General features: G+C 45.0%; 14 protein-coding genes and 2 pseudogenes. 8 read left to right on the top strand and 8 right to left on the bottom strand.

The features are described 5' to 3' along the window. The first annotated feature begins 115 nt into the window (after window positions 1-115). From QZW82_RS11885 to QZW82_RS11875, 3 genes and pseudogenes are all read left to right on the top strand, one after another. Complete coding sequence (locus QZW82_RS11885; RefSeq protein WP_293148296.1) at window positions 116-256, top strand: hypothetical protein; 141 nt, start codon at window positions 116-118, stop codon at window positions 254-256. A gap of 73 nt (window positions 257-329) precedes the next feature. Continuing rightward, window positions 330-1,763: pseudogene (gene gltX, locus QZW82_RS11880) on the top strand (glutamate--tRNA ligase); the annotation flags it as partial. Between the two features lie 444 nt (window positions 1,764-2,207). Continuing rightward, window positions 2,208-2,642, top strand: coding sequence for a CAAD domain-containing protein (locus tag QZW82_RS11875; protein WP_293148373.1), 435 nt, complete (start codon window positions 2,208-2,210; stop codon window positions 2,640-2,642). Window positions 2,643-3,199: 557 nt separating this feature from the next. Here the strand turns inward: QZW82_RS11875 and QZW82_RS11870 are convergent. Beyond that, a pseudogene (locus QZW82_RS11870) lies at window positions 3,200-3,320 on the bottom strand (DUF4277 domain-containing protein); the annotation flags it as partial. A 97-nt stretch (window positions 3,321-3,417) separates the two neighbouring features. On the opposite strand from QZW82_RS11870, the gene QZW82_RS11865 reads away from it, so the two are divergent. The 4 genes from QZW82_RS11865 to QZW82_RS11850 all read left to right on the top strand — a co-directional run bounded on the left by QZW82_RS11865 (window position 3,418) and on the right by QZW82_RS11850 (window position 7,932). Further along, entirely contained in the window at window positions 3,418-3,579 is a 162-nt protein-coding gene (locus tag QZW82_RS11865; RefSeq protein ID WP_293148295.1) for a hypothetical protein, read from the top strand. A 196-nt stretch (window positions 3,580-3,775) separates the two neighbouring features. Further along, complete coding sequence (locus QZW82_RS11860) at window positions 3,776-5,143, top strand: IS4 family transposase (protein WP_293148294.1); 1,368 nt, start codon at window positions 3,776-3,778, stop codon at window positions 5,141-5,143. 209 nt (window positions 5,144-5,352) lie between these two features. Then, complete coding sequence (locus QZW82_RS11855) at window positions 5,353-6,669, top strand: homoserine dehydrogenase (protein ID WP_293148292.1); 1,317 nt, start codon at window positions 5,353-5,355, stop codon at window positions 6,667-6,669. Between the two features lie 459 nt (window positions 6,670-7,128). Next, window positions 7,129-7,932 (top strand): alpha/beta fold hydrolase, encoded by an 804-nt coding sequence (locus tag QZW82_RS11850; RefSeq protein ID WP_293148290.1) that lies wholly within the window; start codon window positions 7,129-7,131, stop codon window positions 7,930-7,932. On the opposite strand, the gene QZW82_RS11845 is transcribed toward QZW82_RS11850, so the two are convergent. The 6 genes from QZW82_RS11845 to QZW82_RS11820 all read right to left on the bottom strand — a co-directional run bounded on the left by QZW82_RS11845 (window position 7,929) and on the right by QZW82_RS11820 (window position 13,741). After that, the gene (locus tag QZW82_RS11845; RefSeq protein ID WP_293148289.1) at window positions 7,929-8,426 is read right to left on the bottom strand and encodes a hypothetical protein; all 498 of its coding nucleotides are present in this window, start codon (window positions 8,424-8,426) and stop codon (window positions 7,929-7,931) included. The genes QZW82_RS11850 and QZW82_RS11845 overlap by 4 nt on opposite strands. Window positions 8,427-8,664: 238 nt before the next feature. Then, window positions 8,665-9,549 (bottom strand): PhzF family phenazine biosynthesis protein, encoded by an 885-nt coding sequence (locus QZW82_RS11840; RefSeq protein WP_293148287.1) that lies wholly within the window; start codon window positions 9,547-9,549, stop codon window positions 8,665-8,667. 201 nt (window positions 9,550-9,750) lie between these two features. Then, complete coding sequence (gene trpE / locus QZW82_RS11835; RefSeq protein WP_293148285.1) at window positions 9,751-11,298, bottom strand: anthranilate synthase component I; 1,548 nt, start codon at window positions 11,296-11,298, stop codon at window positions 9,751-9,753. Window positions 11,299-11,318: 20 nt separating this feature from the next. After that, window positions 11,319-12,182, bottom strand: coding sequence for a GNAT family N-acetyltransferase (locus QZW82_RS11830; protein ID WP_293148283.1), 864 nt, complete (start codon window positions 12,180-12,182; stop codon window positions 11,319-11,321). A 340-nt stretch (window positions 12,183-12,522) separates the two neighbouring features. Continuing rightward, complete coding sequence (locus QZW82_RS11825; RefSeq protein ID WP_293148371.1) at window positions 12,523-12,948, bottom strand: photosystem I reaction center subunit II PsaD; 426 nt, start codon at window positions 12,946-12,948, stop codon at window positions 12,523-12,525. Window positions 12,949-13,240: 292 nt separating this feature from the next. Beyond that, window positions 13,241-13,741 (bottom strand): peptidoglycan-binding protein, encoded by a 501-nt coding sequence (locus tag QZW82_RS11820; RefSeq protein WP_293148258.1) that lies wholly within the window; start codon window positions 13,739-13,741, stop codon window positions 13,241-13,243. A 967-nt stretch (window positions 13,742-14,708) separates the two neighbouring features. Between QZW82_RS11820 and QZW82_RS11815 the strand changes: the two genes are divergently transcribed. Further along, window positions 14,709-20,591 carry an AAA family ATPase gene (locus QZW82_RS11815; RefSeq protein ID WP_293148256.1) on the top strand — a complete coding sequence of 1,961 codons (5,883 nt, stop codon included), beginning with the start codon at window positions 14,709-14,711 and terminating at the stop codon, window positions 20,589-20,591. A gap of 199 nt (window positions 20,592-20,790) precedes the next feature. On the opposite strand, the gene QZW82_RS11810 is transcribed toward QZW82_RS11815, so the two are convergent. Next, entirely contained in the window at window positions 20,791-22,785 is a 1,995-nt protein-coding gene (locus QZW82_RS11810; protein WP_293148254.1) for a DICT sensory domain-containing protein, read from the bottom strand. Between the last annotated feature and the right edge of the window lie 24 nt (window positions 22,786-22,809).

Below are 22,809 nucleotides of genomic sequence, written 5' to 3'. Positions count from 1 at the left end.
GCGATTGAACTATCTCATAGCATCCTCTTCAGTATAGACGAATACTGGGCCCGCATTGCCAGTCGGCGGGCAGTTACTCCTGCCTTGAAAAATAGTCCAAAAGGTTAATTAAGGAATGACAGCCCCTAATGCTAGTATCATTATTCCATCTGCTGCCTTGCCGGAAAGTGTAGCCAGAACGCTCGATGCCTTATTATTAAACTATTTGAGGCAAAGCAGCGGCAATCGCAAATTTCACATCGGCAACAAAATATAATAAAATTTGTAGTCACAGCCACAGCAAATCCCCCAACCAGTAAATTGCCCCCAATCTCAAAGCAAAAAGATAAATGAACGTCAGAGTCCGTCTAGCCCCCAGTCCCACCGGAAACCTCCACATCGGTACCGCCAGAACCGCCGTATTTAACTGGCTGTTTGCCCGCAACCAAGGCGGAACATTCATCCTGCGGGTAGAAGACACAGACGTAGAACGTTCTAAAAGCGAATACACCGACAACATCCTCGAAGGACTCACCTGGCTGGGTATGAACTGGGACGAAGGCCCGAGTTTTCAGTCCCAGCGTCTGGAAATCTACCGCCAAACAGTCCAAACCCTTCTCGACAAAGGACTCGCTTACCGCTGCTACACCACCTCAGCAGAACTTGACGAGATGCGGGAAGCGCAAAAAGCCAACAAACAGGCCCCCCGCTACGACAACCGCCACCGCCACCTGACGGAGGAACAGCGCGCAGCTTTTGAAGCCGAAGGGCGGCAAGCTGTGATTCGGTTTATTATTGAGGACGATCGCACTATTTCCTGGAATGACATGGTGCGCGACACCGTAACCTGGAAAGGTAGCGACCTCGGCGGCGACATGGTAATCGCCCGGGCATCCAGCGGCGGCGTCATCGGCCAGCCCCTTTACAACCTCGCCGTAGTTGTCGATGACATTGACATGGCCATCACCCACGTCATCCGCGGTGAAGATCACATCGGCAATACTCCGAAACAAATATTGCTTTACGAAGCTTTGGGCGCGACAATCCCAGAATTTGCCCACACGCCCCTGATTTTGAACTCGCAAGGGCAAAAGCTTTCCAAACGCGACGGCGTTACCTCGATTTCTGACTTCAAAGATATGGGTTTCGTCCCCGAAGCTTTAGTCAATTACATGACTTTGCTGGGTTGGACGGCGCCGGATTCAACGCAAGAAATATTTACATTGTCCGAAGCTGCGGCAGTATTTACATTCGATCGAGTCAACAAAGCCGGTGCAAAATTTGATTGGGATAAACTGAACTGGCTTAACGGTCAATACCTGCACAAGATGCCTGTGCCGCAATTGACAGATTTGCTGATACCTTATTGGCAGAAAGCCGGTTATGAGTTTGATTCTAAGGCCGATCGCCCTTGGCTCGAACAAATAGCTGCTTTAATCGGCCCGAGTCTCGTTCGCTTAACCGATGCTGTCGGTATGTGCAAGTTGTTCTTCTTGCCAACTTTGGAATACGAAGAAGAAGCACTCGCACAGTTGCAGCAATCAGGCGCTGCACAGGCTTTACAAGCAGTTCAAGAAGCTCTGGAAAGTCATCCCACCCTAATAGCAGCAGAAGCTCAGAAAATCACTAAAAAGCTCAGTAAAGAGAAAAATCTTAACAAAGGGCTGATTATGCGATCGCTCAGAGCCGCTCTGACAGGTGCAATGCACGGCCCCGACCTGATAGAATCTTGGGTAATCCTTCACCAGCGGGGGACGGCTAAAACCCGCTTGCTTGATGCCATTAGCAACTTGAATTTGCCGGCAGTTGGTGTTGCGGCCGAAACTCCTAGCCTAGAACAACCCAAAGCCGAAACTCCCGCCGAAATTTCCGAGGGGGAACAGCCAGCAGTCGAGGTTTCAACAGTCGAAACACAGGCGGTTGAGCTATCAGCAGCAGAGGTTTCAGCAGTCGAAACACGGACTCTTGAAACAGTCGAAACGCCTTTGGTAGAACCAGCAGCAGAAGTTACAGCAGTCGAAACGCCGACTCTTGAACCAGCAGCGGAAGTTACAGCAGTCGAAACGCCGACTCTTGAACCAGCAGCGGAAGTTACAGCAGTCGAAACACCGGCTGTTTCAACAGTCGGAACGGAGGTTTCAGCAGTCGATATTTCGGCAGTTGAAACAGCCGCAGCAGCAGTTGAAATACCTGCCGCCAATCAGCAAAAAACTATTGCGAGTGGAGAAATGACTTCATCAAACGAACCAGAAACAACAGTTATCATCACCGAAATTCCTGCTGAAAATGAAGCAGACAGTTCGAGCGGTAGCACAAAAGTTATCATTACCGAAGAACCACCAGATCAGACACAGCAGATCAAAGAACAAATTATTTCAATTTTGTCGGAGTTTCCTGCTTACATCGGCAGCTTTTACGAGCAGTACAAAAGTCCTTTGACAGTTGTAGGTGTCATTTTAGCCTCGATTGTTTCTTTGAAAGTGCTTTTGGGCATTGTAGACGAACTAAACGATATCCCCCTGCTAGCACCCACATTCGAGCTAATTGGTATCGGATATACAGCCTGGTTTATCTACCGCTATTTGCTGCGCTCTTCCAACCGCCAACAATTAGGTCAAGAAATTCAAGCTTTGAAAGAACAAGTTTTTGGCAAAAAGTCCTAAATTTTTGTTGGTAATTTGTTGATTTTGTACCTGATACTGACAAGTTTAAATATGTTGTCAGTGTCGGGTTTTTTAATGAAGGAAGAAGGAAGAAGGATGAAGGATGAAGGAAGAAGGATGAAGGATGAAGGAAGAAGGATGAAGGAAGAAGGATGAAGGAAGAAGGAAGAAGGAAGAAGGATGAAGGATGAAGGAAGAAGTAGGTGCATCGCTTGACAAAAATCCCTCAATACAAACCGAGAATCTGACAGCGACGCACCAGCCATAGCGAGCAGACTGTAAACAAAACAACTGTTTGTCTTGTTTGCTTAACTATCGTTTCATACCAAATCCTGGTTATTCATCCCCGTTATGAATTGTCTGGTGCGTCGCTGTTTAGATGTTCGGGTAATATTACCTTTCCGATTAGATGTGATGTTGCTTTTTCTACGAAAAATTACTCGAATATGTATATAGCGGTTCTCACAAAGATTCGCGGACGTTGTTGGGCTTGGGCCCTCTTGGTTTAAGCGGTTATATAAGCTGTCAGTTATACCTCATCTTTTTGAGAAAGGCTATAATGGCGCGCTTAAAAATCCTAATTTATTCAAAATCATTGCTTTCATGACTTGTGCTGGGTTCAGGATTTCTTGGGTTCTTGTTCCTACTATGAAAGTTGAATTCTTCTACTAATTCCATCTCGTCTATAGCAATCCTAAATCATTTGTAAATTTCTTACTCCCTCCCCGAACTCGCGGGGAGGGTTGGGGTGGGCAAAAAACTTTACGACTCATTTATGACTGCTATATTAGAAGATTTAATTCGAGCAGAAGAAGCACATCTACAGCAGCTAGAACAGGAAAATGTGCAACTAGAACAGCAAGTTAATTCAGAAAGGCAGCGATCCGAAAGATTGGCGCAGCGGCTTCGAGAATTGGGAGAAAATATGGATACATAAATTTAAATGACCATGCAAAGCCTGATGTAAGGTCTGGATTAATTTGTGAGATCGTTTCTGAATATAACAATCACAATCATATTGGTTCGTAGTGAGGACTTTAGTCAAATGGCACTGAAAAAGTGACCAAAAAAAAATCTGTAAGGCAAGATATACATAGATAATTGCCTTACAAACCAAAATATGTCTTTCCATTATGTCAAATCGTGCGTCCATTCTCAAACAACAATTTTTGCAAAGCGTTGCCTCACCTTGGGAAAAGCTGCTGCCAGATGCCTTAATCCAAGAGCTTCTAGCGAAAGAGAAGATCACCTACTACCAAAGCATCTACACACCATCCGTCACCCTGTGGGCGATGGTATCCCAGGTACTAGATCCCGACAAAAGTTTGAGTCAAGCCGTGAAGCGGATGAGTACGTGGCTGAGTGCAGCCGGAGCCAAGCCTCCTTCTTCTGACACAGGGGCATATAGTAAAGCTCGTAAACGACTACCAGAACAACTTGTTCAACAGTTAGTACCCATAGTCGCAGAGGCCTTAGAAAAAGAAGGGAGCATAGAAAAACAATGGTGTGGACGACGAGTGCGAGTATTAGATGGGACAACAGTATTGATGAGTGATACGGATGAAAATCAAGCCGAGTATCCGCAACACAGCAATCAAAAACCAGGATGTGGATTTCCCATTGCGAAAATGGTGGTAATGTTTTCATTACTAACTGGGGCTGTGGTATCCGCTGGCATAGCATCCTTGGCGGTGAGTGAGATTGTGATGAGCCGTTTGATTTATGGAAATTTAGTCCCCGAGGATGTAGTATTAGCAGATCAAGCTTACGGTAATTATGTCGATTTAGTTTTAGTAAAACAGCAAGGAGCCGACGCTGTTTTTCGTAAAAATCATCTCCGCAAAACAGACTTTAGACGGGGCAAAAAGTTAGGAATAGGCGACCATAAAGTTGTCTGGAATAAGCCTCAACAGCGTCCCAACCACATGACCAATGAGGAATTCGAGGCATTGCCGTCTAGTTTCATTGTCCGAGAAGTATGCTTGCGAATTAAGCACCGTGGTTTTAGAGATGAGCGGATAATTGTAGTCACAACATTGGTGGATGCCAAGCGGTACACTGTCAAAAAATTGACTGCTTTATATGGATTACGTTGGTCAGCAGCCGAAGTCAATTTACGCTATCTCAAAACCACGTTAAAAATGGAGATGTTAACAGCTAAAACTCCGGTGATGGTGAGAAAAGAAATCTGGACACACTTATTAGCTTACAATTTATTACGTACCATTATGTGGCAGGCTGTATCTTCATCAGAAAATACAGTTTTTCAACTCTCATTCCAATCAACTAGGCAACAGTTTAATCTGTTATTGACGCTGTTGGCAACTACAGGAAAACGCCAACAGCGACAATGGCGTCAATTACTTTTGGAACAGGTGGCAACTAATTTACTTACGATTCGACCTGGGCGTTCTGAGCCCAGAGTTTTAAAACGAAGGCCGAAACCGTATTCTCGAATGCAGGAACCTCGCTCTGTCTTGAAAGCTAAACTACGAAGGTGATTAAGCCTTTTTCAGTGCCATTCGACTTTAGTCCTTTAATTATGAGGACTTTAGTCCTCACTACGAACTGTTTTTATTGCGAGTGATTGACTCGACACGATCTGATATAGAGTCTGACTTTTTAAAGAAGTCGGGTATCTGGGTATTCTATGAATGCGCTGTTATCATACAATGATTGTAGATTAAGTGATTTTCTACGGGTCAAAGTCGTGGCTTTCAAAATTGGTTTGCTAGGTTTGGGTACGGTTGGCGCGGGCACAGCAGAGATTTTGCTCTCCGCAGATGGGCGCCATCCGCTATTGCAGGAATTGGAAATCTATCGGGTGGGAGTGCGCGATATTTCTCGAACTCGGTCTTTACAATTGCCAGAAAATGTGCTGACAACTGACCTAGAGGCGATCGCCACTGACCCGGAAATTGATATTGTAGTAGAACTGATTGGCGGATTGGAACCGGCGCGATCGCTCATTCTGCAAGCTATCGACAACGGGAAGCACGTAGTCACCGCCAACAAAGCAGTTATCGCCCGCTACGGTAATGAAATTTTCGAGGCTGCTAACGCAAAAGGCGTTTATGTAATGCTAGAAGCTGCTGTGGGTGGCGGCATTCCGGTCATTCAAACCCTCAAACAATCTTTGGGTGCAAACCGCATCAAAAGTGTAACTGGTATCGTTAACGGCACAACTAATTACATCCTGACGCGGATGCAGAGTGAAGGCGCAGACTTTGGCGAAGTGCTCGCGGACGCTCAGCAATTAGGTTATGCTGAAGCTGACCCCACAGCAGATGTGGATGGATTAGATGCTGCTGATAAAATTGCTATTTTAGCTTCGTTAGCTTTTAGCGGACGCATCAATTTAGCAGATATTCACTGCGAAGGTATCAGGCAAGTTAGCGCGGCTGATATTGACTACGCCGACAAGCTGGGATTTACGATCAAATTGCTAGCTATTGCTCAAGAAACTAGCAAAATTTCCGAACATAATGGGGATGCAGAAGGGGAACTCCTCTCGATTCGGGTGCATCCTACTTTTGTGCCAAAAGCTCATCCGCTGGCGAGTGTGAACGGCGTTTACAATGCAATTTTAGTCGAAGGAGATGCGATCGGGCAATTGATGCTTTACGGTCGCGGTGCGGGGGCTGGGCCCACAGCCAGCGCGGTAGTATCCGACATTTTGAATGTGGCTGCTATCCTGAAAACCGAAACTGTGCCGATTCCCCATCCTTTGCTGAGTTGCACTCACCAACACTACTGCAAAATAGCAGAAATGCAGGAACTTGTGACTCGCTTTTACGCGCGTTTTCTGACGCGGGATACTCCGGGGGTAATTGGCAAACTTGGCACTTGTTTCGGCAACCACCAAGTGAGTTTGGAGTCAATTGTGCAAACGGGAATTCACGGCAATTTAGCAGAAATTGTTGTGGTGACTCACGATGTTCGGGAAGGTAATTTTCAACAAGCACTCGATGAAATTCGCGCGATGGAAGCAGTCGATAGTATTGCGAGCACGTTGCGAGTTTTGTAATAATTGCACAAGGTTTGTAGTGAGGACTTTAGTCCTTCTTTCCCTGAGGACTAAAGTCCTCACTACGAACCTTTTAAAACGTGAAGTAGAGGTTCGTAGTGAGGACTTTAGTCCTTCTTTCCCTGAGGACTAAAGTCCTCACTACGAACCTTTTAAAACGTGAAGTAGAGGTTCGTAGTGAGGACTTTAGTCCTTCTTTTCCTGAGGACTAAAGTCCTCACTACGAACCTTTTAAAACGCGAAATAGAGGTTTGAGCGTTCAGACTTTAGTCATTCATGAATGCGGACTAAAGTCCTCACTACGAACCTTTTAAAACGCGAAATAGAGGTTTGAGCGTTCAGACTTTAGTCATTCATGAATGCGGACTAAAGTCCTCACTACGAACCATTTTTAGATTGTTTTTAATTTAGTATGGATCAATAAACTTGGATTTTGTCGATCGCCCTACAGGAAGGCACTTGCTAGATTCCCTCTACGAAAAGTTTGCCAAACCCCAACTCCACGATACTGAGGATCCCAGCAATCCGTCAATTTATGTTCGGCACGCAGAGGGGCAAGTTGTTGATGAAAATTATACCATAGAAAAAGTCTTTGAAGACTTTCGCACTGGTTTTTATGCTGAAAGTCGCCTTCCGGTTTCTGGGAATAATCCGCCCGTGCTCGTGATTCGCGGATACGGTTCGTGGTATCCTTTCGATCGCGTTTTGGAAGATACGCCCGATGTATTTGTGGCAAAACTAGAACGCCAGTTAAAAGCTGCGGAAACTGTAGGCGCTATAGATTGGCTTAAACAGCAATTTCGCAGCGGAAATCCGGCGGATGTCATCGGAGAAAGTTTGGGCGGCAAAGTTGCTCAGCAAATTGTAGCAAAATACCCGGATTATATTCGCTCCATTGTAATTTTCAATTCTTTGGGGGTTGCGGAAAAGTTAGCTCAAACTTGCACCGCTACAAATGTTTTTCACTACTTTAGTTTAGGCGAAAGGTATGCTTTCTGGGCAAATGGAGGCGATTACATACCGGGAAGGATTTTTGTGATTTCTCAGAAAGGGAAAAACTGGTGGTATAAAATCGAAGAGGCGATCGTCCGAATGGCCCGTTTTGAAGGTAAGTTTCGCAAAAGGCGAGTTTTGGTGGTAATGTTGGCTCAGTGGCTGTTGTTAAATCGGCATAATGCGATCGTCCTCAACAAGAAAAAGCCGGTAGTCGTTGAGATCGATCGCGCGCAACTGCAAATTTTCCGCAAAAACCGCTTTACCTAAACCCCTACCAAAGCCTTTGATGCGCCCGGTGACTGGTTTTCCCGCGCTGCGACGGCGAGTACCAGACAAAGCGCTGCGATCGCTTTTTGCCACTCTTCTTTGACGGCGGTGGGTTGAACCCCATCAAAGGCGCTAACTAACCGAGGAATCGATCGATCTAATGCAAGTCTTGGAATCGATTTGTGCATCTCAACTAAACGAGTTAAACTCTCTTGATTCTTTAGAAAACTGACTACCCATTGCGTAGCATGATCTGGACTATCTGGGACATTTTTAATTCCCAATTCTGTTTGCAACCAATCATAAAAAGCTGGGAGTTTTTGGGATAATACAGCCCCAGCAGTAGGCAAACTTTCTTTAAGCAAAGCAGTATCCAGACTTTCCAAGAGTTGATTGAATTCCGGTGAATCCAGCAAGCTGGTTAATGGAAGTGCAAGCAGGGCTTCGGAATCGTCAAGGGATAAATTTAAACTGCGCGAAAATGTTGGTAACATTGGAAGTATCTCAGAAAAATGATGCTTTCACTATGCCAGTAACCGACAGCAATGAATATGAGCTACCTCATATTAGCTGAATAGGTTCGTAGTCAGGATTATAGTCTACAACAAAGAAGGACTAAAGTCCTCACTACGAACCTATAGCTGAATCGTTCGTAGTGAGGACTTTAGTCCGCAACAAAGAAGGACTAAAGTCCTCACTACGAACCTATATAGGAAGCTATATTTGAATATTTTAAACAAATTCTCCTTTCGCCACCATCACTACTTTACCTCCCACCAAAACTTCTATTTTTTCCTGAAATTTTTGAGATTTCAAAAACAGCAACGAAGGTCTACCAATCTCATAACCCTGTTCGACTCTCACATCAATCTTTGATTCCCCACAATAAGCATATTGTACCAAATATCCAGCCAAACAGCCATTGGCACTCCCCGTCGCCGGATCTTCGGGAATTCCTAAGGAATAAGCGAAAACTCGGACGTTTAAATCATTAATGTCGCTGTAAGTTTCTGGGCAGAATATCAAAATTTCTTTGGCTTCTGTGGTATTAATTAGTTCAAAATATTTATCTAATTTGACTTGAGCTTTTTTGACGGCTGCGAGGGTTTTTAAAGGGACAATTATAAACGGTACTCCGGTAGAAACTTCTTGAATTGGGAAGTTTGTATCGATTTCATCGGATTGTAAATTTAGGACGTTGGCGAGAGTTTCGGTTGGCAAAACTTGACCGAATGTTGGCGGGTTTTGTCGCATCCATAAAATATCTGCGGATTCGTTGCGATAATTAAAGGTGACAGGAATTTGACCCACGGCTAAATTGAGAATTACCCGATCGACCTTTTCGCCAATTACCTCTTGCTGTAACACAAACGCCGTCCCCAGCGTCGGATGACCGGCAAACGGTAATTCCTTCTTGGGCGTGAAGATACGCACGTCATAGCCGTTATTTTGCGGTTCGGGCGATCGAATAAACGTGGTTTCCGAATAATTGATTTCCTTCGCTATCAGCAGCATTTCGGCCTCTGAGAGTTCCGCAACTCCCGCGCCACAAAATACAGCTAGCTGATTGCCAGCATATTTTGACTCGGCAAACACGTCAACTATATAAAAATTCATATTTCCCTCTTTTAAGATTTAGAACACCGGGCGATTGAAATCGCGTCTATACAAACAAAACCCGCCTCCGCGGGTTGAATACCAGACGGTTAAAATTACGTCATCTTCTCTTTTTCTCTTTGTCCGCGGAGGCGGACATTGTTTGTATAGACGCGATTTTAATCGCCGACTCTTATCGACACCGACAAGATTTTTGACTTGCTACTTCAAACAGCGAATAGCCTGCAACATACCCCGTGCTTTATTGAGAGTTTCTTCATACTCCATATCCGGGTTAGAATCCGCCACCAAACCAGCACCGGCTTGCACACAAACCGAATGTTTGCCACCTCCCTGAGAACGAACAACCATAGTCCGAATTGTAATCGCACTATTCAACTGTCCCTCAAAATCATAATACCCGTAAACCCCAGAATACGGGCCGCGACGGCAACCTTCCAACTCGTGGACAATTTCCATCGCCCGAATCTTCGGAGCACCGCTAACCGTACCAGCAGGAAAACTAGCTTTCAGCAAATCCCAAGCTGTCTTATCTTCAGCCAATTCTCCGATTACATTACTCACAATGTGCATCACGTGAGAATAACGCTCAATTTTCATTAATTCGTCAACTTTGACAGTACCATTCCGGCAAACTCTGCCTAAATCGTTTCTGCCCAAATCAACTAACATCACGTGTTCCGCAATTTCCTTCGGATCTTGCAGTAATTCAGCAGCTAAAGCATCGTCTTGTTGGGGAGTTTGACCCCGGCGGCGCGTACCCGCAATCGGCCGCAAAGTAGCAATCTTTTTGCCGTCAACAGTATTTTCTGCCTTCACCATCACTTCTGGACTGGAACCGATAATCTGCCAATCTCCAAAATTAAAATAAGCCATGTACGGAGAAGGATTAATCAGGCGCAAAGAGCGGTAAAGTGCAAAAGGATCGCCGCTGTATTCTGCTTCCAGCCGCTGCGAAATTACTACCTGAAAAATATCTCCGGCTTTGATATAATCCTTGGCTTTCAATACATTTTCACAATACTTGTCGCGGGTGGTATTGCTGCTGTAAGCTAATTCTGTATTTTCAGTTGTGGAACTGGCATCTTGCCCGTAACTCGGCGGAGTCCATTCTATCAGAGTAGATTGTTGTGAAAGTGGCGATTTCAGTTTATCAACTAACTGAGAAACCCGATCGCACGCCACCCCATAGGCCTGGGCCAAATCAACGCCAGTCTCGCGCAAATCCGCATAGGCGACGGCCCAAATTTTCCGCTTCACCTGGTCAAAAATCAACAAATTATCAACCTGCATCCACAATCCATCCGGCAAATCATTCTCGCCCGCCGGATGCACCGGAACTCGCGGTTCAATCCACTTAATTAACTCGTAACCCCAAAAACCGAACAACCCGCCAATTCCCGGCGGTAACTGGGGCAATTTCACTGGCTTGTAAGGCTGCAAACACTCGGTTAAAGCCTCAAACGGATCGCCCGCAAATACTTTTTGGGAACCGTCGCGGTAAACTTGAGTTGTGCGATCGCCCCTAGCCTCCAAAATCCACAGCGGATCGCACCCTAACAAACTATAACGCCCAACCTTCTCCCCACCTTCCACCGACTCCAGCAGAAAACTGTAAGGTTGACCGGCGCAAACCCGATACCACGCAGACACAGGCGTATCCAAATCAGCCACCCATTCTTGATACACGGGTACAAAATTGCCTTGTTTTGCCAGTTCGCAGAATTGTGAGAAATCGGGAAATATCATATACTCACTTTGCTATACAATCAATAAACAAAAGACGGAAACCAACATCCCTCCGGCGATTGGTACTCGCCAACTGCCATCACCGCCATCGGCTTGACGGCGCGCAGCCCTTGTTGCAAACACCAGCGAAACAGACTTCCATACCTCAGCGGCAAGTGAAAAGCCAGCACTTCTTCGCAACTGTACGCAGCAGCCCCCAAGAGCAAAGCCTGCATATCTGCCTCGGTTTCGGCGACGCTGTGACCCAAAGCAGACACCGCACAAGTATAGGCCACAATCCGACCTTGCTGGCACGCAACTAAGGGAGAATAGTTATTTAGGGCGTCTTCAATGTCGGAAGTTCGATCGCACCCACAGACTTTTTCGCACAAAGCCGCGCATTCGCCCACATCCTCACTAGCCATCGGCCGCACCTCAAACCCATACTGCGGCGGGCTGCGAAACTTCCCCTCCATTAACACGAAAGCTTCCTTCACCTCAAAGCCCAGAGAAGAGTACAGCGACAGCGAGCCCATGTTGAAAGATTCTTGCACCAAACGAATGCCTACAGCATCCTGTCCCCGTTCCAGTAAGGTTTTCATCATTTCCCGCCCTGCACCGCGGCCTTGAAAAGTGCGATCTACACTTACTGGCCCAATACCGCGAATCGGGTTGCGTTCGTCCATAAAACCGCAGCCGACAACCGCACCGTCACTCTCGGCTACTATGCCGAAAAACGACGGACTTTCGATCAAAAGGCCAATAATCTCAGTTGAAAACTCTAGCGTCGGAAAATCTGTGTGAGGGAAGCAGTGGCGATCGGAAATACTTTTAAAAGCTTCATAATTAATGCGAGCGCAAACATCGATATCAGAAATCTGCGATCGCCTGATTGCGACATTCATTTTTACTTTAACGATTAATTCTTAATTAGATGGGAAGTTGGAAGTATAGCTGAGCCCTGCCCATTGCTGCCCAATTAACCCTAAAAACCTTTGTATTCTCGTTTATAACCGAGTCCCGATCCCCCTCAATCCCCCTTAGGTCGGGGGAGGAAAGAGAATACTCTTATCCTCTCCTTAACAAGAGAGAGGAAAGAGAATACTCTTATCCTCTCCTTAACAAGAGAGAGGAAAGAGAATACTCTTGTCCCCCCCGACCTAAGGGGGGCTAGGGGGGATCAGTCTTAACTGAGTCCCAAATAAGCAATATTACTTATGTTTTGCTCAGCAATAGAGCGATCGCTTAAGGATCGTAGGTCTTCTTACCTGTGAACTTCACCTTGATCGGATTGGGATTGCTGCCAATATTGCGAGGAACACTACCATTAGCAACACGACCTTCGTTCACCTTCTCAGGGAACACGCCATCCTTGGGATGCAGGTACTCAGTAGAACCGTCAGGAAAAACGCGGTAAATTTTGTAGTTCGAGATTTTGAATTTCGCCCGCAGTTGCTGGCCGCCCAAAGCGATGCACTGCTCCTTCCGGGGCAGATACAGCAAGTTGTCGCCTTGACGCATAATTGCAGCGCCACCCGAAGGCATTTCAAACACTTGTTCCTTGGGGCTAGTCCAAGTGATAGCATACTTCTCTTCAACTAGCGCCTTGGTCAGCAAGCCGCCGGTGCTGCCGCCGAAGATGGGGGGTTGTCCAGTCAGTTCTTCTGCCATAGATATATCCAAAGGATTTTTACGGCATCCTATCATCGTCACTGTACCCTGTTCTCGAAATTGTAAGGAAAGTTAACAGTTTTTTGGCGATCGATCTTTTCTGATAATTGGTAATTAGTAATTAATAATTGATAATTGGGATTTTTAACCAAAGTTCTAAAATAGAATTCTATCTTCACAAATCCCGAAAAAACAATCAAAAAAATAGGAATGCTTCGGGTGCTGATAGCGCACCCGAAGCATCGCACATTCCCCCAATTCCCCACACACACATCGCACAATTTATCGAAGCCTAAGTCAAGAACCAATTAGGGTCATAGCCGCGCGGAATTTGACTCAAAGCAGTCCAAGTTTCTTGGCTGACAATCCCGTCGGCCTCGATCCCAAAGCTTTTTTGAAATGCGCGAACAGCCCGATCCGTCAAAGTGGCAAATTGACCGTCAATAGAGCCCCGATAGTGCTGGGAAATGGTCAGAACTTCTTGAACAGTAGTGACTGCTTCCCCAGAACTGCCGAATTTAAGTACCGGCATATTCACAGGAGCTTCAGTATAAAGCGCCTCCCAAGTCAGCGGCCCGACAATGCCGTCCGGCGACAAGAAAACCCGATACTGAAACAGTTTCACCGCAAATTCAACTGATGAGTTAAAAATTCCTTTTACAGGCTGCCGGTAAACCCGCAACTTGGTTAACATTTGTTCTAGTTCCAATACCGCTTGACCTTGAGAACCTAATTGCAGTTGTGGCTTAGTAATAGCTTGTTGGGTAGATTTCATCTTGGTTGTAAATGACATATTGATTTTCCTCTAGGTTTGAGTATTCCGATCGCAAAAAAGTTTTTCCGGGCGAAATATGGGCATCCTCAACTTTTCACGAATCAACACTGACGCCCGCCCATGTCTCAACAGATTCGATCGACTGCAAGCCCTCTCCAGACTTGTGGCCCTTCCGACTTAACGCTCCCAATATCCCGGTAGTGCTCTGCCGCCCAACCCTTTATTTTGCCTAAAAGCCGGGTTTAAGACGCAAGCACGTCCTGAATCTGCTTTGATACTTTCGATCCTAAGGCCCAACACCGCCTGGTTGCATCACCTGTAAAAGCTATCTCGCGGGGTGAGAGGGGTATAGCAGCGGAGGCGAGTTCTGCTTTGAAAACTTTGTAACTTTATTCCAGCCAGCGAACCAATATTTTCTTTAAAAACCGAGTTTTTACGCAAGTTTTGTTGATCTACATTACTAACTGCCTACAAAAATAGTTTATAGCTAAGTAATATCCACAGCCTGTACGATCAAATGATATTAAAGTCCTCGGTAATGTCCACAATATGTACCTACAATCATATTGATTGTGCAAGTGTAAAAACCAAGTGTTTCTGTGATTCTTTGTTATGTCCAGAAATCTCCCAATCCTGCAATTGCTTTCCCCAACGACCCGCGACCAGCTATTTATCTACGCCCTAACTTTTATTATTAAAATTTAATAAAGTCATTTACAATGATGGTGGGATGCTGTATGATTTCATTTAAAGGCTGTAACACTTCCACAATAAAAAAATCAAGGGTTGCAATTTCTAGGTCGCTAGACCTCTTAAAACAAATACCTGCTAAATACGTAAGTAATTTTTAAATTGTGCGATCGTTCGATACATCGATCCAACCTGCGGGTTTGTAAAGTAGCGATCGCCCGCCATTCATCAGAGTTTCGTATGTGCCATGCTCTAATTAGGCATTGATTATAAAATCAACTGGGAAATATGTACTATGCTGCCAGCTTCAGGAATTTCTGGTTACAACTTACAAGAGCTGATTCACCAAGGAACTAACACAGTTATTTATCGAGCCATATCGACAGCAGAAAAACAATTAGTCATTCTCAAAGTCTTAAACACCGACTGCCCGACCCTAGAACAGAGCGCCAGTTTAAAACACGAATATCAAATCACAAAACATATCGACTCAGAGTATGTCATCAAAGTCTATCGACTCGAAATCCATCCTTTTTGCTTAGTGTTAGTATTAGAAGATATCGGAGGGGTATCCCTGAAATATTGGATCGAAAACTTAGAACATCAACCAGAATTAGCCGAGTCCGAAACCGACAATCTAGAGGCGAATGCCACGCATTACCAATTATCGATTGCCGATTTTTTAAATATAGCCGTATCCTTGGCAAAAGCTTTAGTATTGCTGCATCAAAATCAAATCATACATAAAGACATTAAACCGGATAATATTATCATAAATCCCCAAACAAAGCAAGTAAAACTTACTGATTTTAGCATCGCTTCGCGGTTGAGAAAAGAACAAACACACTCAAAAAATTCCGATCGCCTAGAAGGAACCCTGGCATATATGTCCCCCGAACAAACCGGGCGCATGAACCGTTCCATCGACTACCGCAGCGATTTCTACTCTCTCGGCGTCACCTTTTACGAATTGCTGACAGGACAATTACCATTTACCAGCAGTGACCCGTTAGAAATGGTACACTGTCACATAGCCAAACCACCAGTTCCCCTGCAACAACTCAACCCAGAAATTCCCATAGTGTTGACCCAAATTGTGGCAAAACTCATGGCAAAAAATGCCGAACTTAGATATCAAACTGCCACAGGATTATTGGCAGATTTAGAACGCTGCCAAAATCAAATAAAGAATTCAGGGACAATTTGTAACTTTATTCCCGGACAACTAGATGCCCTGAGTCAGTTGTCAATTCCTCAGAAACTCTACGGACGAAACACAGAAATAGCGCAATTATTAGAAGTCTTCGATCGTGTCTGCAAAGGCAGCGGTGAAATTGTCCTAGTCAGTGGCTATTCCGGCATCGGTAAATCTGCATTAGTTCATGAGATTGTCCGTGATATAACGCAGCAGCGCGGCTATTTCATTTCCGGTAAATTCGACCAGTTTAAGCGGAATGTTCCCTACGCTTGTTTCACTCAAGCTATGGGTAACTTCGTGCAGCAAATTTTGATGGAAAGCCCAACTCAGCTAGTAGCATGGCGACAAAGACTACTCAACGCTTTGCAGAAAAATGCTCGAATTGCGATCGATGCTATCCCGGAGTTACAATTGATTTTGGGCGAACAACCTCCCGTACCCGAACTCGGTGCTATTGAATCTCAAAACCGCTTCAACGGAGTGATGAAGAAGTTTATCCAAGCAATTGCAACAGCCGAACATCCCTTGGTAATGTTTCTCGATGACTGTCAGTGGATGGATGCTGGAAGCGTTAATTTGTATCAACACAACTGCACCGAAGAAAATCCTTACTTCCTGCTTATTCTTGCTTATCGAAATAGCGAAGTAAGTCCGAGCCATCCCTTTATGTTGGCAAATGAGGCAATGAGGGCCACAGGAATTGCGATCGCCCATATTCACCTGGAACCCTTAGCAATTTATGAAGTAAATCGATTGGTTTCTGACAGCTTAAACTGTTCTCCTAGAAAGGTCGCATCCTTGGCACAATTGCTGCTCGAAAAAACTCACGGTAATCCTTTCTTTTTAAAGCAGTTATTGAAGTCATTGTCTCAAGAAAAATTTTTGATGTTTAATATAGAAATTGCCGAATGGGAATGGGATACCCAAGAAATTAAACAGCATAATATTTCGGAAAATGTGGTTGACTTAATGATTCATAAAATTCGACATTTGTCTGAACAAAGTCAGGCTATTTTACAATTAGCTGCTTGTATAAACAACGAATTTAGTCTGGATATATTATCTGTGGTGAGCGAACAATCTTTGACTAAAACAGCACAATATTTGTGGGAAGCGCTAGAAGTAGGGTTGATTTTGCCTGTAGATGACGCCTATCTAGTACCACAAGTATTTGAGCAATGGGAATTAGAAAAGTTGGCTCCAATAATTGGCAAAGTGCGCTACAAGTTTTTGCACGATCGGGTTCAACAAGCCGCTTATGTGATGATTCCTGAGTCGCAAAAACAATCCGTTCACTGGAAGCTGGGACGTTTGTTGTTGGAGGGGAGCAATGAAGCTGAACGTCAAGAACAGATTTTTGATATTGTCAATCATTTGAACTTTGCTCGCGAATTCATTGCTAATCCTGAAGAACTTTCTGAATTAGCACAATTAAATTTACAAGCAGGTAAAACTGCTAAAGCTGCTTCGGCTTTTGAAGATGCGCTTACTTTTTTCCAAGCTGGGTGCGACTGTTTGCCTGTCTCAAGTTGGCAAGATAATTATAGCTTGAGTTTCGCGCTAAATTTAGAGCTGGGTGAAGCAGAATATTTAAATAGCAACAATGATGCAGCTCTAGCAGTTTTTGACCAGATTCTGACCAAAACTCATACTTTGTTGGAACAGTGTGCGATCGCAGAATTGCAAATAACTTGTCTGCGGATGAAGAATGACTTATCTGCCGCTTATCAGTTAGGGATTGAAACGTTAAATTGTTTGGGGGTTGAGATTGAACCTTACCCGGATGATGAATTTCTAGCCCGAGAATTAGCAGAGACGAAGAGGATGATCGGGCGATCGATCGATATATTAGCAGATTTACCAGAACTTACCGATCCGCTAAAACTGGCCGCTCATCGAATTTTAAAAGAACTTTTCCCGATCGCCTATTTTACCAGTCCCAACGCTCAATATCTCTGCGCGATGAAGTTTGTACAAACGAGCATTATGTACGGAAATTCACCATTTTCCGCCTTTGGTTATACTTTGTACGCCTTTACTTTGGTCAACAAATATCGCGAAATCAAGGCGGGCTGCGCCGCCGGAGAACTCTCGCTCAATCTCTACGAACGCTGTGACAATAAAGAGTTAGGTACTTGTATTTTTCATATGTGGGGGGCTTTAACTTTACATTATATGAAATATATCGATGAGTGCAAGCCTTTTATGCTAAAAGCTTTCAAGAGCGGTTTAGAAACAGGTAGTTATCAATGGTCGGGATATGCTTCGATTAATTATCTATGGGTCTGCTTTTTTGGCAACGAGTCTTTGATCAAAGCTACAGAAATTGCCGATCAATTTATTCCAGCGCTCTCAAAGGTCGATCGCAATATGCTAGCTTATCACTTGCTGACCAAAAATGCGATCGCCCAACTGACTAGCTCACCAGAAACCTACCCAGAGCCGGAAACCTTCATCGACGAACACCAGCTTTTAGAATTTGCCAAATCCTCAGCCGATCTTACCACTACTTTTGTCATCTATCTTTACAAGCTCACCCATGCTAATTGGTTTGGCGAAATCGATCGCGCCTTAGAATATGCTCTCTTCGGCGCGGAATTTTTGAAAGGCGGTGCCGGTCATTTTGTCAACCCGGTTTTTCGGTTCCATCACGCGATCGCCCTAGCTGCTGGTTGCACAAACGCCAATAATACAGACTACAAACTATACCGAAAACAGCTCAATATTAGTCTGGAGAATTTTCGAGATTTGGCAGAACACTGTCCTGCAAATTATCTGCACAAATATTCATTAATTCAGGCAGAAATCGCGAGGTTGTCAGGAGACAGCCATACAGCAGCACAACATTATGATTGGGCGATCGCCTCCGCCCTCAAAAATGGCTTCGTCCAAAATGCTGCCCTAGCCAATGAATTAGCTGCCAGATTTTACATAACACAAAATCGTGCCAATCTCGCCAAAATTTATCTCAATGATGCCCGTTTTTGCTATGTCGAGTGGGGTGCAACCGCCAAAGTTCATCAACTAGAACAATCTCATCCAGATTGGTTTAACAAAATCAGCGACGATCGGATCGCTATAAATACAACTGCGACTACCGCCACTGATGCCAATATTTTTGATTTGAAAACAGTAATCAAAGCTTCTCAGGCTATTTCTAGCGAAATCGTCTTAGAAAAATTGTTAAAAAAACTGCTGCATATTATTTTAGAAAATGCAGGCGCTCAAACCGGGTGTATTCTTTTGGAACGAGACGGATACTTGTTCGTTGAAGTGTCGGATAGCGACCCGCAGAATTATGCAATATTTGAAGAATTGCACCCAGTCAAAAATAACTACAAAGTCCCTCTTTCTATCGTCAATTATGTAGCAAGAACTCAGGAACCTCTGGTACTAATCGATGCAACTAAAGAAACACTTTACCAATTCGATACATACATTCAGCATCAGCAACCGAAGTCAGTTTTGTGCGCGCCAATTGTCTATCAAGGAAAGTCAATCGGTATAGTTTATCTAGAAAATAACTTGGTCGCTGGAGCCTTCACTGACGAAGGTTTGACACTTTTGGAAATGTTGACCGCACAAGCAGCAATTGCTATTGCAAATGCGCGTTCCTACGCTAGCGAACAAGATAAATCCCGCCAGTTAACTGAATCCCTACAAAACTTGCAACAATCTCAAGCCGAACTCGCTCAAAAAGAAGAGGAGTACCGCAGTATTTTTGAAAGTGTAGCAGACGGACTTATCTTAATAGATTTGGAGACTAGAAAATTTGCGGCAGCAAACCCGGTAATGTGCGAAATGTACGGTTATTCTATGGAGGAATTCTTGAGCTTAAGTCCTTTAGATCTCCTGCACCCAAAGTGCCTACATTTATTCGATGAGTTTATGACAACCGTTAGCTTGCACCAAGAATTTTATTGTGAAGCTGTCGTGCTGCGAAAAGACGGTACAGAATTCGATATTGAGGTAAGAGCAAAGTTTTTTGAATACAGAGGGAAACCCCACGCTTTGTCAATCATTCGCGATATCAGCCAGCGCAAAGTAGCGGAACAAGCTTTACAAACATCAGAAGCTCAACTGAGAGAGAAAGCTAAAAATTTAGAAGCCATATTGATCGAACTGCAACAAACTCAAGCACAATTAGTTCAAACTGAAAAAATCTCGCAACTCGGACAACTGGTAGCTGGAGTAGCCCACGAAGTTAACAATCCTATTGGCTTTATTTCTGGGAACTTGCACCACGTTCAACAATATATTGGTGATTTAATTAACTTGGTGAATATTTATCAAGAAAACTTTCCCGAACCGGGAGCAGAAATTGAACAGGAAATTGCATCGATCGATTTACAATATCTATTAGCCGACTTGCCCAAAACTACGGCGTCCATGAAGATGGGAATCGATCGCATCCGCGACATTATGCAATCTCTGCGGAACTATTCCCGTAGCGACAGTCAGGAAAAAAGAGCAGTTGACATCCACGAAGGCATTGAAACTACTTTAATGATTTTATCTCACCGCCTCAAGGCTAAGCACAACAGACCGGCAATTAAAATCATTAAACATTACGGTGAGTTGCCAACATTAAAATGCCATCCCGGGCAAATAAATCAAGTATTTATGAATTTGATTGCTAATGCGATCGATGCTGTGGAAGAATCCAACGCGGGCAAAACCTACGCAGAAATTGAACAAAATCCCAATATAATTATGATTTCTACGGTGGGTGTTTGCCAGCAAAAACTGGAAATCATCGATACAATTGTGATTCAGATTGCTGACAATGGAATGGGAATGCCGGAATCTGTCAGAGAAAAAATGTTTGCGCCATTTTTTACAACTAAAGCAGAAGGTAAAGGTACGGGATTGGGACTGTCTATTTGCCATCAGATAGTGACTGAAATACATGGGGGAACTTTGGAATGTTTGTCTTCGGTAGGAGGTGGAACAGAGTTTGTGATTAGTCTTCCGATTTAGGGGAGTCATGGGGCATGGGGCATGGGGCATGGGGCATGGGGCATGGGGCATGGGGCATGGGGCATGGGGCATGGGGCATGGGGCATGGGGCATTGGTCATTAGTCATTAGATCGGACGGCGGTTGAAACCGCGTCTACACAAACGAAACCTGCCTCCGCAGGTTGAAGAGCGGATGTAGGGTTTAAACCGCCCGGTCTTCTAAACAATTGGAATAGTAAAATGAAATTCGCTTCCTCGGTCTTTTCCTGGGGAATCTACCCAAATTTTACCGCCCCAGCCGGCAACAATTTGCTTGCAGATTGCTAATCCCAAACCGGTGCCGCCGGCGCTGCGCCGCAATGCTCCTTCTTCTTGATAAAATCGATCGAACACTACTTTCAAACTATTCGCCTCTATTCCCCGCCCTGTATCGGCTACGAGCACTTCCACCATGCGAGAACCGTTGAAGACAGCGCGCACTGTGACGCTTCCCTGGGGTGTGGTGAATTTGCAGGCGTTGTCTAGGAGTTTGGACAGTACCTCCACTAACCATTCGCCGTCTGCTTGCACTAATGGCAATTCTGCGGACACTTCGGCGATAATTTGTGGTAACTGTCGATCGACTCCGCCGCGCGATCGCACGCTGCTGAGGGCCAAGTCAACGCATTCTTGCAGCGTCAGCGATTCTACATTCCATTTAACTCGCCCGCTTTCTAAGTGAGAAAGTGTTAAGAAATCCTGGACGAGTTTCCGCATTCGATCGGCATCTCCGAGGGCTGTTTCTAACATGATTTGCCGCAATTCTTGGGGCATATCTGGCTCGGAGTTTAAACTTTCTAGACACACTTGAATGGTAGAAAGTGGGGTGCGGAGTTCGTGGCCTGTGATGGCAATTAGATTGCTGCGAGTGCGGTCTAATGCTTCTAATTGTTGGTTGAGTTCTTCTAAGTGAGCGTAGGTTTCGGCTTGAATTAAGGCTGCTCCGAGTTGGGTGGCGATCGCCTCTACGAGAGCAATTTCGTCTTCTTCCCAAGGCGAAGTCGATCGGCATTGGTGCATTTCCACCATGCCCAACACCCGCCCCTGATAAAGCACCGGCACCATTAACCAAGAGACAATCTGCCAATTTTTGACAATTTCGCCCAGGGATTTTGTATTGACAATCAGCGGGTGTTGTGCTGTCTCTTGGATGTAAACTCGCTCTTGCCGCCCTACCGCGTCCCGAAATATGGGATTTTCCTGCAACTGCCAAGTCTGGTTTAGGACAGAAGTAGCGCCGGCACGCAAAAATTCCCGATCGATTTTGACGGCAATATCTGTCGCCTTGCAGCGATAAATCAAACAGCGGCTTGCTGATAGGGCGGTTCCCAATTCTTGTACTGCGACTTCGACAATTTCTTGCGGGTTGAGAGACTGCCGCATGGCGGTGGTAATTAAGTTTACCAGGCGTTCTTTGCGTTCTTGGGCGGCGATCGCGCTGTATGCTTTCAGCAGTTTGTGCTGCCCTGCTTGCAAGTAGGTGACTAAGCGTTCGGCAAAAGCGTCGCTCAATTTGGGATTGGGAATTCTTGAGTCTTTTGGCGCTCTTTTCGCTGGTTTTGTGGTTTTGTCTGCGGCGGATTTCCGCGTTTTTTTGGGTTTTTTGCCCAGATTGTAAGTTGTGCGCGCTCGATCGATCTTTTCGGCCAATTCCGGGCGATATTTGACAATTTTATCGAGCAACAATTCGGCAGCTTTGCAGCTTACCTCTCTGTCGAATGTCCAAATTCCTTCAAATCGACGAGCTTGATCCATCAACAGCGGGCTGCGCTCGTCCTGGTTGTCGATCGGCACAATTTTTTCTTGACAAATCAGGCAAGTTGAGTAATGTTGCCCAACTACCACTAAGTGCCACTCTTGACTTAATGTGTCCTCCGGTGCAAACGCCACAGTTTCGTGATGTTCCGAGGAATTTTTAAACTCTGTTTCCGGTGATGACAGCACATATACCTGAGAAGATCGATCGGCAATGCGTCGATAGCGGTGAGCTTCTTGGCGGTAGAAGCGCTCTCGCTGAAAGCTGGCAATAACTAGGGGTTCGTCGTCGGAACCCGCCAAAACCAAGTCTTCCATCGCGTGAGACAGCGCTGTCATGGAAGATTTGAAATAAATTTGTGCCCGCAGTTGGGGCAAAGCTTGCAGAAGTTCTGCTAGTAGCGAAATTGGGACGAGCATCTAGCCTTAAACGTGCATTTTTGC

Origin of the sequence: Microcoleus sp. bin48.metabat.b7b8b9.023 (genome assembly GCF_013299185.1) — a bacterium.
Taxonomy (GTDB): domain Bacteria; phylum Cyanobacteriota; class Cyanobacteriia; order Cyanobacteriales; family Microcoleaceae; genus Microcoleus.
Note: the sequence above shows the minus strand (reverse complement) of the source record. Positions and strands in the feature narration are given on the sequence as shown.

What these genes read in the sequence shown, in the direction of transcription:
- QZW82_RS11885 (WP_293148296.1), top strand. Translation starts at nt 116, where the DNA reads ATGACAGCCCCTAATGCTAGTATCATTATTCCATCTGCTGCCTTGCCG.
- QZW82_RS11875 (WP_293148373.1), top strand. Translation starts at nt 2,208, where the DNA reads ATGACTTCATCAAACGAACCAGAAACAACAGTTATCATCACCGAAATT.
- QZW82_RS11865 (WP_293148295.1), top strand. Translation starts at nt 3,418, where the DNA reads ATGACTGCTATATTAGAAGATTTAATTCGAGCAGAAGAAGCACATCTA.
- QZW82_RS11860 (WP_293148294.1), top strand. Translation starts at nt 3,776, where the DNA reads ATGTCAAATCGTGCGTCCATTCTCAAACAACAATTTTTGCAAAGCGTT.
- QZW82_RS11845 (WP_293148289.1), bottom strand. Translation starts at nt 8,426, where the DNA reads ATGTTACCAACATTTTCGCGCAGTTTAAATTTATCCCTTGACGATTCC.
- QZW82_RS11840 (WP_293148287.1), bottom strand. Translation starts at nt 9,549, where the DNA reads ATGAATTTTTATATAGTTGACGTGTTTGCCGAGTCAAAATATGCTGGC.
- trpE (WP_293148285.1), bottom strand. Translation starts at nt 11,298, where the DNA reads ATGATATTTCCCGATTTCTCACAATTCTGCGAACTGGCAAAACAAGGC.
- QZW82_RS11830 (WP_293148283.1), bottom strand. Translation starts at nt 12,182, where the DNA reads ATGAATGTCGCAATCAGGCGATCGCAGATTTCTGATATCGATGTTTGC.
- QZW82_RS11825 (WP_293148371.1), bottom strand. Translation starts at nt 12,948, where the DNA reads ATGGCAGAAGAACTGACTGGACAACCCCCCATCTTCGGCGGCAGCACC.
- QZW82_RS11820 (WP_293148258.1), bottom strand. Translation starts at nt 13,741, where the DNA reads ATGTCATTTACAACCAAGATGAAATCTACCCAACAAGCTATTACTAAG.
- QZW82_RS11815 (WP_293148256.1), top strand. Translation starts at nt 14,709, where the DNA reads ATGCTGCCAGCTTCAGGAATTTCTGGTTACAACTTACAAGAGCTGATT.
- QZW82_RS11810 (WP_293148254.1), bottom strand. Translation starts at nt 22,785, where the DNA reads ATGCTCGTCCCAATTTCGCTACTAGCAGAACTTCTGCAAGCTTTGCCC.